Annotated in this window: 11 protein-coding genes; 5 read left to right on the forward strand and 6 right to left on the reverse strand. The window is 41.0% G+C overall.

Translation table 11 applies throughout. From position 1 onward, the window contains the following. The 4 genes from ACRD64_RS12615 to ACRD64_RS12630 all read left to right on the forward strand — a co-directional run. Positions 1-1,328 (forward strand): Ig-like domain-containing protein (locus ACRD64_RS12615; RefSeq protein ID WP_430933735.1); only part of this gene is annotated, 1,328 nt, incomplete at its 5' end. A gap of 75 nt (positions 1,329-1,403) precedes the next feature. Then, a complete protein-coding gene (locus ACRD64_RS12620; RefSeq protein ID WP_430933736.1) occupies positions 1,404-2,354 on the forward strand; it encodes a PorP/SprF family type IX secretion system membrane protein in 951 nt (316 codons plus the stop codon). Between the two features lie 143 nt (positions 2,355-2,497). Continuing rightward, complete coding sequence (locus tag ACRD64_RS12625) at positions 2,498-4,690, forward strand: OmpA family protein (RefSeq protein WP_430933737.1); 2,193 nt, start codon at positions 2,498-2,500, stop codon at positions 4,688-4,690. Positions 4,691-4,860: 170 nt separating this feature from the next. Beyond that, on the forward strand, positions 4,861-5,547 hold the full coding sequence (locus tag ACRD64_RS12630) for a T9SS type A sorting domain-containing protein (RefSeq protein WP_430933738.1): 687 nt from the start codon (positions 4,861-4,863) through the stop codon (positions 5,545-5,547). Between the two features lie 94 nt (positions 5,548-5,641). Here ACRD64_RS12630 and ACRD64_RS12635 read toward each other — a convergent pair whose 3' ends face one another. The 5 genes from ACRD64_RS12635 to ACRD64_RS12655 all read right to left on the reverse strand — a co-directional run bounded on the left by ACRD64_RS12635 (position 5,642) and on the right by ACRD64_RS12655 (position 13,239). Then, a complete protein-coding gene (locus ACRD64_RS12635) occupies positions 5,642-5,872 on the reverse strand; it encodes a DUF2061 domain-containing protein (protein WP_430933739.1) in 231 nt (76 codons plus the stop codon). Positions 5,873-6,121: 249 nt separating this feature from the next. Then, positions 6,122-7,837 carry an NADPH-dependent assimilatory sulfite reductase hemoprotein subunit gene (locus ACRD64_RS12640; protein WP_430933740.1) on the reverse strand — a complete coding sequence of 572 codons (1,716 nt, stop codon included), beginning with the start codon at positions 7,835-7,837 and terminating at the stop codon, positions 6,122-6,124. Between the two features lie 30 nt (positions 7,838-7,867). Next, entirely contained in the window at positions 7,868-9,667 is a 1,800-nt protein-coding gene (locus tag ACRD64_RS12645; protein WP_430933741.1) for an assimilatory sulfite reductase (NADPH) flavoprotein subunit, read from the reverse strand. Between the two features lie 321 nt (positions 9,668-9,988). Then, positions 9,989-10,906, reverse strand: a complete 918-nt coding sequence (gene cysK / locus ACRD64_RS12650) for a cysteine synthase A (protein WP_430933742.1) — start codon at positions 10,904-10,906, stop codon at positions 9,989-9,991. Between the two features lie 1,004 nt (positions 10,907-11,910). Then, on the reverse strand, positions 11,911-13,239 hold the full coding sequence (locus ACRD64_RS12655; RefSeq protein ID WP_430933743.1) for a 4Fe-4S dicluster domain-containing protein: 1,329 nt from the start codon (positions 13,237-13,239) through the stop codon (positions 11,911-11,913). Between the two features lie 422 nt (positions 13,240-13,661). Between ACRD64_RS12655 and ACRD64_RS12660 the strand changes: the two genes are divergently transcribed. Continuing rightward, entirely contained in the window at positions 13,662-13,973 is a 312-nt protein-coding gene (locus tag ACRD64_RS12660) for a hypothetical protein (protein WP_430933744.1), read from the forward strand. Between the two features lie 232 nt (positions 13,974-14,205). Here ACRD64_RS12660 and ACRD64_RS12665 read toward each other — a convergent pair whose 3' ends face one another. Next, positions 14,206-15,522: a DEAD/DEAH box helicase gene (locus ACRD64_RS12665; protein WP_430933745.1), complete on the reverse strand. Its 1,317-nt coding sequence runs from the start codon at positions 15,520-15,522 to the stop codon at positions 14,206-14,208. Between the last annotated feature and the right edge of the window lie 530 nt (positions 15,523-16,052).

Here is a 16,052-nt window from a genome sequence, read left to right on the forward strand (position 1 = left end):
CCATTGATGTCAATGCGGTAAACGATGCGCCTGCAGCCAACGATGATGTGGCTTCCGTTGACGAAGACGGGGTATTAAGTGGTCCGTCGTTGTTGGCGAACGATATTGATCCGGAAGGGGATGGGTTGACGATTAATACCACGCCTGTTTCTGATCCTTCACACGGGACCTTGGTAATCAATGCGGACGGGACCTATACATACACACCTGATGAAAACTTCTCAGGCGAGGACGGTTTCACGTATGAGGTTTGTGACAACGGAACACCGAAGGAGTGTAGCTCTGCTAACGTAACTATCACGGTAAACCCAACCAATACAGCACCCGTTGCCATTGATGATGAGGCTACGGTTGATGAAGGAGAGGTGTTGGCAGGTACTTCACTACTGGCAAATGATTTAGATGTGGATGGGGATGATCTGACCATTAATACAACGCCAGTGTCGGAACCAACTGATGGAATATTAATTATTAATTCCGATGGAACTTATACTTATACTCCTGACGAAGGATTTGCGGGTGAAGATTCCTTCGAATACGAAGTGTGCGACAATGGTACGCCACAGGCGTGTGCCATAGCCACTGTATTTATCAACGTTATTGACACTGATAATGATGATGATGGCATCTCGAACGAAGAAGAAGGAGATGGTGATACGGATGGCGATGGTATTCCTGATAAAGACGATATAGATTCTGATGACGATGGATTAAGCGATGAAGAAGAAGGAAATGTTGATACAGATGGTGATGGAACTCCTGACTATAAAGATGAAGATTCTGATAACGATACGATCAAAGATGAGGATGAGGGGGGTGATGATATAGATGGCGATGGCGACGGAAACTATCGTGATTTAGATTCCGACGATGATGGTATCTCAGATGAAGATGAAAGAGATATAGATACGGATGGAGATCTTATACCAAACTATTTGGATGAGGATTCGGATGACGATGGCATTTTGGATAATAAAGAAAGTCAGGGTGATTGCGACAACGATGGAATAGTGGATTATATCGATACGGATAAGTGTTATTCCGAGGATGATCTTACTTTGTACGAAGGATTCTCGCCGAATAACGATGGAGATAACGATACCTACCAAATTCCTTGGTTAACTCAGTATAAAAAAGTGAGTGTTGAAATATTTAACCGTTGGGGCAATGTTGTATACAGGCAAAGCAAGTACGAAAACAATTGGAACGGGGAATCAAATGTAGGTTACACTATAGGTAAGAACCTTCCCGTTGGAACGTACTTCTATATTATCCACATTCACGATATCGACAAGAAATTGAACGGATATATTTATTTGAATCGTTAATAGGTATTTCTAAATAGATAAGAGGCGGAAAAGGACCTCTTATCTATTATCTCAAAATTAAACAATGTAGAAAGCATGCAAGAATCAACATCAATATTAAGGCTAGTAACAACATTGCTGGTTGTGCTGTTAAGCCTGAACATGTTTGAGGCAAAAGCCCAGCAAGAGCCACAGTACACACAATACATGTTCAATACCGTTTCTGTTAACCCGGCCTATGCAGGAACTAGGAATGCCATGAACATTCTGGCTTTATCGCGTATTCAGTGGGCTGGCCTGCAAGGAGCACCAATAACCCATACTGTAACCATGCATACACCGTTGAACAATTATAAAATGGGACTGGGGTTTTCAATTGTTTCCGATAAAATTGGCCCTGTCGATAATTTTTACTTCAACTTTAATTATGCATACCGGGTGAATGTTACCGAAAAAATGATTCTCTCAATGGGGATTAAAGGAGGTATTTATAATTATACGGTAGGCCTAAACGAATTAAACGTAGGGGAGGGATACGATGCCTCCTTTAGTGGGAAAATAGAACAAAGATGGAAGCCCAATGCCGGAGCTGGCTTGTATTTGTATACTGACAGATGGTATGCAGGGTTTTCGATCCCCAAACTAATTCAAACCGATTTAAACGGAAACACGACAACGGCCGGCAACCTTTCGTCTTTAAAGCGTCATTATTTTTTAATGGCAGGGTATGTGTTCGATATTAATCACGATTTTAAGTTTAAACCATCCTTTATTAACAAAGTGGTAGAAGGCGCACCTCCATCAACCGATGTTACTGCCCAGGTTTTGTATCTCGATAAGTATTGGTTGGGCGCCACCTATCGTTTTGGTGATGCATTGGCATTTTTGGCCAATATTCAATTGAATAAGCAACTGATGGTAGGGTATTCCTATGACTTTACAACCTCTAATATGAACAGTTATAACAATGGTTCGCACGAAATTATTGTGAGCTACGATTTTGACGGATTCTTAAAGAAAAAAGTTATTTCGCCAAGATATTTTTAACAAACCTAATTTTTTATAGACGAAAGGCAAACTAATAGTTTCCTTTAAGGTGTATTTGTTGCATTGATGGTTAGGGTAATTCTGATTATTGCGAGAGGCAGTTGTTATTTGGAATATCCACCCAGGCATATTAAAAAGAAAATATGAAAGCAAAACTTCTATTTATATTATCATTGATTGTTACTTTAAATGTAAATGGTCAGACGTACAAAAACAAGCTCGACAGTCTGTGGACAACCTATAGAACAATAAGAGCAACCAAGGCATTCGATAATATGGCCTATACAAAAGCCATTGCTAAATACGAAAAAATAAGCATTAACAACGAGCTGCCCGATTCTGTTAAGAGTTTGCTGGCTACAGCTTATTTAAATGTAAGCGAAACCATGAAGAGTGAGGCCGCTTTTTCTTCCATCTTAACAGATAGTTTGAGCGATGATGCCTTGTTCTTGTATGCGCAAGCACTCAAGTACAATGGTAAATATGGCGAAGCAGATAGGATGATGGCTAAATACAAAGAGCGCAGTCCTATGGATTCAAGAGCTGTTGAGTTGTTGAACGCCTTACCTAAAATTGAAAAGATACTAGCAGAAGAGAGATACCTGATTGAAGAAGTAAGCTTTAATTCTCCTCAATCCGACTTTGCACCTTTCGTATTTGACGATGAGGTGTATTTCGCATCTGCCCGTGATTTAGATTATATTATTAAGCGCGAATATGCTTGGAAAGAAACCCCTTACCTGAATGTGTTAAAAACAAAGGTCAGGGATGGTGGTTTTTCCAATCCTAAATTATGCGCATCTGAGTTAAGAAGTATGTATCACGATGGACCTGTTTTTATCAGCCCGGATGGAAACGAACTTTTTATTACGCGAAATACATTTCATTCATTCATCAATACCAAAGGAAGAGCTAAGGGAGGGTACAATAACCTTCGGATATTAAAATCGTCGAAGGTTACCGATGGAACATGGATGAAACCGGAGGAGCTTCCGTTTAACAACAAGGATTATTCTTGCGGTCACGCCTGTTTGTCACCCGACGGAACTAAACTTTATTTTAGTTCGGATATGCACAAGGGAAAAGGTGGTAGCGATATCTATTATGTTGCCAGAGAAGGTGATTCTTGGGGAGAGCCGGTTAACCTTAGCGATTTAAATACGGAGGGTAATGAGATGTTTCCATTTGTTCATAAAAGCGGAAAAATATATTTTGCTTCCAATGGAAGAGTGGGTGTGGGGGGACTTGACATTTATGTTGCCGAATTAAGAGCAGACGCTTATCAAGTTAAAAATATGGGATATCCGCTCAACAGCAAAAAGGACGATTTCGGAATGTTTTTGGCCGATGATGGAATAAATGGGTATTTTTCATCGAACCGTGAAGGGGGTAAGGGTGATGATGATATATATCGCTTTAAGGTGTTGAAAGAAATAACCTTTAAAAAAGCATTGAAGGGTAAATTGATAGATAAAAATACCCGACAGGTAATTGCCAACACTCCCGTTGTGCTAACTGATTCAAGTGGCAAGTTGGTAGGTGAGGTGATGACGGATGAAAATGGTATGTTAAGTACCGAAGTGGATGATATTTCAAGTATTACGGCAGATGTGACCGCTCAAGGTTACTTCCCGTATAACGAAACCATTAGCTTGTTGGAGGAAACGGCGGAGTTTGAAATGGCTTTAAAACCTCGGCCGTATTGGGGGATTTTTGGTAATGTGTTTTTGCTGCCGGATATGAAACCGATCCCGGAAGTAACCTTAAAAATGCAACCAAAATCAGGAACTGAAACAAGTATTGTGAGCGGATGGGATGGCAGGTTTAAAACCCGGCTTCAGCCCGAAACCGATTACGATTTTGTATTTACCAAAAAAGGATTCTTTACCAAACGTGTCCAATACTCTACCGCTGGAAGGGATACGGGTTGTGTAAATATAAATGAATTTATGGAACTGGAGCTTGAAAAAGCCGAAGTTGGTAAGAGTATAGAAATACAAATCCTTTACGATTTGGGCAAGTGGAACATCAGGGAAGATGCAGCGATTGAATTAGAAGATATGATACAATTCTTAAAAGATAATCCTGAAATTAAAATTGAATTGGGATCCCATACCGATGCAAGAGGCTCTGCCATAAGCAACCAGGTTTTGTCGCAAAAAAGAGCCCAGTCGGCAGTAGACTTTATGGAGGAAAGAGGAATTGCCAGAAACCGTATGGTCGCCAAAGGATATGGTGAAAACCAATTAAAAAATAAGTGTGCCGATGGGGTGCAGTGTTCAGAAGAAGAGCATCAGGCAAACAGAAGAAGCGAGGTAACTATAGTTGCAATGTAAAGTATAACACTTTGTCGCCTGGGCAATAAAGAGATAGAATAGGTTGTGGGTGACCAGAGAGATAAAGGGGAGGGGTAAGCTTCCCTTTATTCGGCATTGATTTTGTGTAAGGTTATCGGGGCCTTTTTTATACCATTGGTTACGTATTACAATTTTTTTAAAGGGACAATATGAAGAAGCGCTTTACTTCTTTGGCGCTAACGAAAGCTGCCTTTTTATCTGCATTTATTTTTTTAGCAACAAGTCTGCGAGCGCAAATTATTATCTCGTATCCTGTATTAACAACTAGTGAAGCTTCCTCGGTAATGGCTACCTCAGCAATGTTGGGAGGTCAAATAACTGATGATGGAGGTTCTGCAATTTCTGCACGAGGCGTTTTATACTCAAATACAGAAACCGGACCTGAATTTGGGGGAGAAAATGTGGTAGTTGATGTGAACACGACAGTGGATACGCATTTTAGCAAAACGGTAGAAGGGTTGTTGCCCAATACTACCTATTATTTCAGGGCTTATGCATATAATTTGCTTGGTTATGAATATGGAGAGGTGCTGTCGTTTACAACATCGGCGCAAACAGCCACCGATATCAGGTATGGTGAAAAAACGAAGTTTTCTGCTTGGCCAAATCCAACCAGGGATTTTGTCAATATTTCCGGGATTGAATCTGGAAGTAAATTCAAAGTGTTTAGTGTAACCGGCAATATGGTAATGGACGGACAGCTGGAATCAGACAAAATCGATTTGTCTAATCTGACGAATGGAGTTTATGTTTTGGTGGTGGGTCGATTTAAAATAAGGGTGATAAAAAATAATAGTTTAGGTTTGTGTTGTTTAAGCCGGGTTGCAAGCCTTTAATAACAATGCATGGGGCAACGCCCCATGATATTATCGCCCAATACGAAAAGGCCAAAAGCCGGTAACAGGAAAAGGTAAAAAAGTTAGTTTGTTATCAAATAAAATATTCCGGTTCTTTCGGTTTTGTTTTTCCGTAGTTTATCCTGTTCCAGGCTCTTTCGTGCCAATAGTACAAGAGTAGTTTTGTAAAAACCTCCACCCCTCCTATGGACGCTGCAACACCAACTTTACCTGTTATCAGGTATGCAACCAAAAAAGTGTCAATAGTGCCCGTGACCCGCCACGAGATGGTTTTAATTAATGTTCTATATCTTTTTTCCTTCATAAGATTATACCCATTTCATTATCAGCATATGCTGGTAAGCTTTCAATAATCGGAATTGAACTTATTAAACCCCGCCATATGAATTAGAAATCCTATGACGCAATTAAACGACTTCAAAATCAGGCGTTTCACTACGTTGCTTCAACACTCCGGAGTATTGTTTTGCCTCGTTTCGGCAACGCCTTGTTTTATGGTATTTTAAATGCTCATTACGTAATTCTAATACGATAAACCGGGCATAACGGTTATTTATTCTAACTCTTTAATCTGACTTTGGTGTTGAATGATACCCACTCTTCCAACAAAATCGCCAAAACGCTCGCCTTTTTCCCTTTCTGAGGCATATCGGCCCAGTAATACCTTAAGCTCATCTAGTATTTCGTCCTCAGACAGCGTTTCTTTATACAAGGTATTTAGTCTGTCTCCCGTAAATCCTGCCCCCAAATACATGTTGTACCTTCCTAAAGATCGGCCTACAAAACCAATTTCCCCAAGGAAAGGCCTGCCACAACCATTAGGGCATCCGGTCATACGTATTAAGATATCCTCTTTGGTAAGGTCGTTATCCGCAAGAATAACCTCTATTTTATCCATTAGTGAGGGTAGGTAGCGTTCAGCTTCGGAAAAGGCCATGGTACATGTGTTTAATGCAACACAGGCTATTGCATGCTTGCGGGCACCACTTAAATTGCCGATGGGCCAAATTTTATATTCTTTCAGCAGCAATTCTATTTGCTTCTTGTCCTCATCGTTTATGGCGCCCAATACCAGGCCTTGGTTACCGGTCAGCCTGAAATCGCATTTCTTTAGTTCCGCAATTTTTCTGAGCCCTGTTTTTAGTAACTGACCATCGGAATCCTTTACTCTTCCATGTTCCACATATAAGCCCAGGAACCATTTGCCGCTTTTTGCCTTCTTCCAGCCAAATAAATCACCATTGGTTTTGAAGTTGTATGGTTTTGATTTTTCGAGTTTGTAACCTAATCTTTTTTCCAACAAACCTTTAAAGTTGGTGGGGCCTATACGGTCAACTGTATATTTTAAGCGTGCTTGCCTTCTGTTTTCCCGGTTACCATAGTCGCGTTGCAGTTTTACAATTTCCTCTATTACTTCAAGGGTTTTGTCGTAAGGTACATAGCCTACTATATCCCCAAGTCTTGGATAGGTGCCTTGTTCCGTAAAAGTCATACCCAATCCTCCGCCAATCGCCAAATTAAATCCCTGTAGACGATCTCCTTTCCCTATGGCAATGAGTCCAATATCGTTGGAAAAGATATCCGTGTCGTTATAAGGAGGAATACCAATGGCAATCTTAAATTTGCGGGGAAGATAGGTCTTGCCATAAATAGGCTCTTCATCTTGTTTTCCGTCTACCAGCAATTTTTTGTCTAACCATATTTCATGGTAGGCAGTGGTTCTGGGCAGCAGATGAGCGCTGATGTCCTTGGCCATTTGATAGGCTGCCGGAACCAATGGCGACATAGCCTCATTGGTGGTGCACATCACGTTTCTGTTTACATCTCCACAAGCCGCAATAGAATCCAGTAAGGATTCGTTAATATGCTGCATGGTTTCTTTCAGCTTCCGTTTTATTACCCCATGAAATTGAAAGGCTTGCCGTGTGGTTAGTTTAAGCGTGTTGTTGGCGTGCGTTTTTGAAAGCTCATCGAAAGCTATCCATTGCTCGGCTGATGCCAAACCTCCGGGTATGCGCACCCGGATCATAAAACTGTACAGAGGCTCAAGTTTCTGTTTTTTACGTTCCACATCCAGGTCCCTGTCGGTTTGCTGATAACTGCCATGAAACTTGATAAGTTGCGTGTCATCCTCGGCAATAGCTCCGGTGACTATGTCGTTTAAACTCTTTTCAAGGGTTCCTCTTAAAAAGTTACTTTGGGTTTTAATCCTTTCTACGTCAGAGGGATTCCAGGACGGTAGTATTTCGTTTTCTATAATTTCGGCCATGAGTCTTTTTTTTAATTTTTAGTCATATCACTAATAAACGTCTTCCTGAAATCGTTTTTCAGCGGTCAAGTTTTTCAAGTAAGCATTTGCTTCTTCCTTCGTTTTGCTTCCGTGTTGTTCAATGATGTTGAGTAGTTCGGCTTTTACATCTTTGGCCATGTTCCTCATGTCGCCGCATAAATAAAAATAGGCGCCTTCCTCCAGCCATTTGTACACCTTCTCCCCTTTTTCTTGTAGGCGGTGCTGCACATATATTTTATCTTCCTGGTCCCTTGAGAAAGCGACATCAATATCCGACAGCAATCCTTTCTTTCTGAGATGAAGCATTTCGGTCTGATACAAGAAGTCTGTCTCGAAATGCTGGTCGCCAAAGAAAAGCCAGTTGTCGCCGCTAGCTTCGTCATTTTCGCGCTGTTGCAGGAATGACCTGAAAGGCGCTATCCCGGTACCGGGGCCTACCATTATTAATTTGGCATCATTAGCCGGTAACCGGAAACCCTCATTTTTCTTTACCCGCACCGAAACGTGATCACCAATGTTAATTCTGTCCGCTAAAAAGCTGGAACATACGCCAAGGTGTTCCCTATTGTTTAAATGGTACTTAACTGCACTAACAGTAACGTGAACCTCGTCGGGGTTATAATCGTAACTGGAAGATATAGAGTATACTCGTGCCGGTAATTTTCGCAATAGGGTTGGCAGATCGGTAGCTTTTAATGGCGCAGGGAAATCTGTCAATAGGTCTAAGAAATCCAGTCCATAAAGAAAATCAGCAAGCTTGCTTGTATCCTCGAGAATGGCCGAAAGTTTGTCGTTTTTGGCGAATTCGGCATATTTTTTAAGAACCGGGGCTGTTATTGTTGTGATTTCATACTTGGTTTTTAAGGCCTCCTTCACATTAATCTGATTGCCATCGATATTAATCACCTCGCTTTCCTTAATGTTCAACTTTAACAATATGGCCAAAACCAGTTTGTCATCATTGTCGGCTTGAATTTCCAAGGCGTCTCCAGGTAAGTAGCTGATGCCGGTATCTTCAATATCCAATTCTATATGGTAGGTTTTTTTGTTAGATCCCTTGCCGTTTAAAAGTGTTTTGTCAAGAACTTCTACTTCAACCCATTTGTCGCTATCAAAATCAAGATTTGCAGCCGTTGTAGCTATGTTTACGGCTGAACCGTTTATGGAGGCAAACTTATTGGCTAAGTTTGGCAAGATCTGACCAAGCTGCTCCTTAAAATCTATGTCCAGCTCAATTAATTCGTGTACATCGGTCGACCCTAGGGTTTTCAGTTGATTGAAAATATCACGTCCGGTCTGGCAGTAGTTGATATAACTACTATCTCCCAAGGCGATGACGGCAAAATTTAGATCGTTTACTTTGGGTGCTTTTTTGCCAAAAATATAACTATAAAAATCTTCCGCCGAAGCTGGAGGGTCACCTTCGCCATGTGTTGAGACGATGACGAGCAGGTTTTTTTCCTCTTTAAGTTTGCGGTTCTTGTATTCGGGCATACTGCACAACGAAACCTCAATCCCTTTTGCCTCTGCCAAAGCAGAGAATTTTTCGGCTATCAATTTGGAGTTTCCGGTATGGGTGCCGTAAATTATACTTAGTTTGTTGGCCACGGCAACATTTGGAGTTCCGTTGGTGCCATGGGCCGCGGAACCGTTCTTTTGCAATGCCCCGTTTAAAAAGCCTCCGGTCTGGTTAAGTCCGGCCAGATAACCCGATAACCAAAACCGTTGCTCGTCCGTCAAGCCCTCATAAAGTTGTTTTGCTTGAGTTATTTGCTCTTGCGAAAATATTTTACTTATAGCGTCAATCATAATCTTGTCTAAATAAATGACAAACCAATGGCTGTTCAATTTGTTCTGAACAGTGCAAGGTTAAAAATTCTATTATAAAGGAGTGGTCGGAAGAGTGAAAACAATTTTAAATTATCTTCATAGGTTAGGGTGTGCGGAAAAAAAGTAATGATAAGATTCAACCCAAAATTGTCATTACGCTTCATCTAAATGCCAGTTCGATTAACAAAATCTAAATATTACTTTAACAGCAATGTAAGATTCTCGGTCCCAATAGCAATCGGGACCGATGATGCCTGCTGACATTAAGGAATCTTTCCAGTTTCTAATGACTGGTCTCGTTTAAATCTCGAAATTGCTTAAGTACCTTTCGCCGGTATCGGGCAATAATACTACAATTCTCTTTCCTTTAAATTCTTCCCTTTCTGCTACACTAAGCGCTGCCCATAATGCTGCTCCCGAAGAGTAGCCGCATAACAGTCCTTCGTTAATAGCGGCATGATGGCTTGTTTGAATGGCGTCTTCGTTGCTAACCTTTACCACTTCGTCAATCACATCTGTATTTAAGTTGGTAGGTATAAAACCGGCCCCAATTCCTTGTATTTTATGCGGCCCTGGTTGTCCCCCGGAGATAACCGGAGAATCTACCGGTTCAACTGCAATTACTTTCAGCTCCGGGTTTTTCTCTTTAAGCACTTCACCAACGCCCGTAATGGTTCCTCCGGTACCAACGCCAGAAACAAATACATCAATGTTTCCATCCGTATCTTTCCATATTTCTTCAGCAGTGGTATTTCTGTGGATTGAAGGATTCGCAGGGTTGTTAAATTGCTGTGGGATAAAGGATTTTTTATGCTCGTTAGCCAATTCCTCTGCTTTTTCAATGGCCCCTTTCATGCCTTTTGCAGCAGGCGTTAATACCAACTCGGCACCAAATTTCTTAAGTAACTTTCTACGCTCAATACTCATGCTTTCGGGCATGGTTAAAATCAGCTTGTAACCTTTTACCGCAGAAACCAAAGCAAGACCAACGCCTGTGTTTCCGCTGGTTGGTTCAATAATGACTGTGTCTTTGTTGAGTTGGCCGCTTTTTTCGGCGTCTTCGATCATGGCAAGTGCAATTCTGTCCTTGACAGAGCTGGCCGGATTAAAAAATTCCAATTTGGCCACTACCTCGGCTTTACCTTCATTTAGTTTGTTTATGTGTACCAAAGGAGTATTTCCTATTAAATCAGTAGTACTATTTGCAATCCCACTCATAATTGTTGTTTTTGTTTATAATTCTAGTATTTGTTTATTGTCAGGTGCAAAAATAGGAGATGATTATTTTAAAAAAAAGTGATTTAGCTGCTTAAAGCATATTAAAAAAGTAGGCAAAAAGAACAAGAAAATATGAGGATGTATTCGAACGTGTATGTATTCAGTGGGTTACGTGCGGTATCTTATGTTGTTGGTTGCTTCGACGATTATACCTACTAAATAAGTAGGAGTGTGGCCGTCATGATGCTCTCATATCCGGGTAATCATTAGTCATTCGAATCAAGTGTTAGAATAAAAGTTCAACCCATTCAGGGTTGTGATTCCATTGCCTTTTTTCCCTGGGTTTCACCCAGGGTTATTCAAAGTTTAACCACTCCGTGGTTGATTTATATGAATTCTTATATCAACAAAGATATAATCAAGCCTCATAAAAAACCCCGAATGGGGTTTAATATGAATAACCGCGGGTGAAACCCGTGGATACATAATCATGTAGTCCGGGTACCCTGAAAGGGTTCAACTCTGATTCGCATTAGAGATTAAAGTGCAGGGCCATCGGCATTCCTGCGGCGCCGTTTTCTCAGGATGCAATGATGTTATTAGTGTAAAGAATAGGAAATTGCGTTTCTTTTAATGCGTACAAAGAGCCGGTTTGCATGCCCGCAAAAAAAAAGAAAAATACAAACCTTAGTAATTTAGCACAAAGAATTAATAAAGGTGTTTTTGAACAAGGTTGTCGATGATATAACGATAAACCATGAGATGCATGCGGGAAGAATCGGAATGGTAAACGTATCTGGAGCATGCCCTGACTTATGCAAAAAAGCCAAATGTATAGCGTAATCTGCATCGTTAAATTTCGAATAATCCGGTTCTTTACCCATAAAATTGACTTGGATAGATAGGGGCTGGTTGTTCTATGAAAGAACCTGAAAAACTTAAGGATTAGATTTTGTAGTCCTTGTCGGTAGGTGATGGAATGTGTTTGCTTCGCAAAGAGTGTTTTAAAACTTGAGTTTAATAGGTTTCGGTTTTCTCCCATAAAAAAAGTCATCCATCCATAGCGCCATCCTTCGGAATAGCCATGATTTTTTAATGCCCCATCTGACCAGGTTGTGTAACCTGTTGTTAGGATGGGAATATGGGCATACGCTCATGCATCTGCCGCAGTCCGTTCCTGTGGTGCACCAATAACTAAAACATTCTTCCTGATTGATTTGCCATCGTCTGATGCCATGGATTTCCTTTTTGTCATCGGTTGGAATGGCTTGCCCCGGGCATACCTCGGCGCATTTTTTACATATGTCGCAAAAATCGAGGACTGTGGCGTCATGCTTTCTGTCATCCGCCAGTAAAGGCATGTCGGTTGTTATTACGGCAATCCTTACCCTTGGGCCTAAGGAGCGGGTCATCAACAATCCCATGCGCCCAATTTCGCCCAGTCCGGCATCGCGGGCGACTAGCGGACAGACCACCTCGTAATTGCCATCGATATGTGCACGGGCCGAATATCCCATATTGGCACAAAAGTGAGCCAGTTGCAGGGCGATGCTTCCGGAGTTTAGGTATTGCTGTGCCGATTCCATTAAAGTTGGTGCTGCCGGTCCGGCTGCAAGATAGTCTTTGTCCATTTCAACGGTTATGGCAATTCCATATTGATGATGGATTTCGACTTTATCTCCGTAAACCTTTCCGCGTCCTCGATGAGAATAGAAATGATAGGGTTTTAATTCGCAGACGCCTGCATCGATAGCGCCCAGTTTTTTAGCCCAGTTTTTTATAAAAACAGTGGCATCTTTTGTATTCAGGATCTTTTTTATGGCTAATGGGGCAGGGGACACAGAGTTTCGCAATGACGCAATCACATTAAAACTGGCCTCGGCCGCAGCAAAAGCCTTGACCTCATACATGGATGAGGAGGAGCTCATAAGTCCATGCTTAATTTGCCATTTTTTGTCTAATGCCAGGTGTTCAGGATTTTCGGCATAATATGTCTTTGTTTTTTCTGGCGATTGGGTTATTTCCAGCCGCGAGAACATGGTGTTTCGCTCATCAATTCTATTTCCCGATGATTCATTTTCGACCGCAAGTCTTTTGAAAGGAATATAAAAAAGTACAGCGGCCACAATGGTCAGGGTAAGGAGGATTATCAAAATAGTTAATCCAGTTTCTTGGGGCAAATAGCCGGCAGCTATAAAGGGAATAGAAGTGATGGCCAATAACAAACTTCGCATGGTGGCCAGGGGTTCCTTCTCGCTATAGCTAACCATTGCGTACCAAATAAAGAAGCTGGAGTTTAAAGCGGCTAAAATGAAATAAATAATTTGAATCATAATCTTACGCTAATTGGTGCTTAAACTTAACTAATATTTCCAATACTGCTTCATTGATTTGACTTTTGAAGCAATCAATCCAATCGATTTGAAATGTCGATTCGGACACGATGGAAAAACATTCCCTAACCGGTTCGATATTCAATGGGATATATTCGGGGCAGATTGGTAAAGGTTCATCATGTCTGAAGTGTTGAATGTAAACCCCAATAATTTCAACACGGTGGGGTGGCAGGTCTACATTTATTGTTGGCGAATTAAAATTTGGCAAGTTGCTAAGTATAGCTCAATATGCACAGTATTAGCTGGTTGGGTGGGTGATTGCGGTTGCGGCTTTAAGGTTGGCACTGCTTTTATATATAATTAGGCAATACGGTAGTTACGAGTATCCAAATTTTTATTAACCATTTAAAAAAAAGAAAATGAAAAGTATTGTAATGATGGCCTTTGTGGCATGCATTGGTGTAACGGCTTTATGGGCCACTCCTAACCCTCAGTTAGAGCAAGCTCAATCTAGTGTTACTGTTGATGAATTAACATTTACTGAGATAACACTAGATAAGATCCCTCAGGAGGTTTCTGACGCATTTGCAAAAGAAAACGAAGGTGCAGCTATTTACAAGGCTTATTTAGCTGAAAAGGAGGATGGCACTGTTGTTTATAAAATCAGTGTAAAAGATGCGGAAGGTGCCGTACAAGATTTCTTCTATCAGGAAGATGGTTCAAAAATGTAGTACAAACGCATTAGGAACAACCTGCCAGAAAATGAGAAGAGAATGTGCATCGTTATGATGCACTTTTTTATGTTCTCCCATTTAACGGTCGTTTGTTTTTCTGCGGAAAACCAAGAACATCAAAATTCGCGGATTGAGAAAGAGAAGATTGGCGAAGCAAATTCCTTTCCGGAAGATGAGAAAAAGGCTTCGAGACATTAAACATCCATCTCCCTTTTCCTGTCTCCGGTTTCTATCTCGAAACCCTTACGCTCAATTTTTTTCCTTTTATTTTTTCGTTTCTCAGTAAATCCATGAGCTGTTTTACTTTATTCCTTTGCACAGCTACAAAGGCAGAGTGATCCAAAACGTCAATTAACCCCAGTTCGTCTTTTTTCAGTTTTCCTTTTTTTAAGAATAAACCAACGATATCAATTTTGTTGATTTTGTCTTTCTTCCCATGATCCAAGTAAATGGTTTGCCAATCGGGAGGTGAAGGGAGAGTGGCATTTGAACTGAGTGCGTCAAACTGCAATTCTCCTTCAATAAATTCAGGAATCTGCTCTTGTTCTGCCAGAATTAGGTAGGCTATTCCGGAAGCTTTCATTCGTGCAGTGCGTCCGTTACGGTGTATAAAAGCTTCTTTTTCCTTTGGCAGGTGATAGTGAATCACAAATTTAATATCTGGAATGTCCAGGCCGCGGGAAGCTAGATCTGTAGTAAGTAGCAAGTGATGACTCCCATTTCTGAATTTGATAAGGGCGCGCTCCCGATCTTCTTGTTTTAGTCCGCCATGAAAGACGTCATGCGCCAGTCCCATGTCAGTTAAATGATCGCTAATTCGGTCAGCGGCATCCCGGTGGTTTACAAATGCAACCATCGGTTCGTTGCCTAACATACAGGCCAACTTGTAAAAAGCTTCCAGTTTGTCTTTGCCATCGGAACGTATTGCTTTTAAGGTCAGGTTTTCCTGAATTTGTTCTTTAGGAAGGAAGTCCAGTGTGTCATGTTTTTTTAATCGCACAAACCATGGGATCTCTTTCATGTTGGTTGCCGAGGTTAGTATTCGTTGCCTAACAGCTTTAAGTTCTCCAATTATTTCTTGCATCTCGCTCTGAAAACCAAGTTCCAGTGCTTTGTCGAACTCGTCTAAAACCAAATGTTTGATGTGTTGCGTTGAAATATGGCCACGTCTTACGTGGTCTGCAATTCTACCGGGCGTTCCAACGATAATTTCTGGCGGATGCTTTAAACTGTTTCTTTCGGTTTGAATCATATGCCCACCATAGCAGCATAAAACCTTACACCCGGCACCCAAGCTTTTTACAACTTGCTCAATCTGAAGCGCCAATTCGCGGGCGGGTGCCAGGATGAGCAATTGGGTTCTTTCGGTGTTGTGCTGTATTTTGTCAATTAATGGAAGTAAAAATGCCAGTGTCTTCCCCGAGCCTGTAGGGGACAGCAGTACCAGATCGGTATTGTTGTCGATCAGTTCAATAGACTTCACTTGCATCGGGTTGAGGGATGTAATACCTAGCTTTTTTAAATATTCCGTTCTGTTTTTTCGCATGTCGCAAAGATACGTTCAAGAAACGAGATAGAAATACCCCTCAGGCATATTTGTCCCTACCCCTATGTTCTGCATTTAAATGGAATTAGGAAATTAAAATGACATTTCAGCGGCTTGAATTAAAATTAATACCACTTGGTTGGCGTTTGACAAAGAATTTGTAGTAACCGGGAATTTAAGTGAAAAGCTGGAAGGGGTTAAATCACGCTTGCTAGAAATGACATAGCAAAGTATGCTCCTGTGAATGTCAACTATCAAGCGGAATTCCAGGGGGAAGCATGGTGTTTGGTAGTCAATGATAGTCTTAACTCGCAATGAAAACACCTGCACGAGGTAATGTTTGATAAGTAAAAACTGTCAAAGTCATTATTTATATTGGTAAAACTGATTGTAATTTAGGTTTTTGGGATGTTTTTTTATATTAAATGTATGTTTGGTGTTATGTTTTTGCTAATTTTGTTTGGTTTCTTCAATAAAACACTCTATCTTTGCAACCGCAAAAAAGGAAACTATCTAAGTTGAAAATATAT

The sequence above is a fragment of the Saccharicrinis sp. 156 genome (assembly GCF_050589685.1).
In the GTDB taxonomy this organism is placed as follows: domain Bacteria; phylum Bacteroidota; class Bacteroidia; order Bacteroidales; family Marinilabiliaceae; genus Saccharicrinis.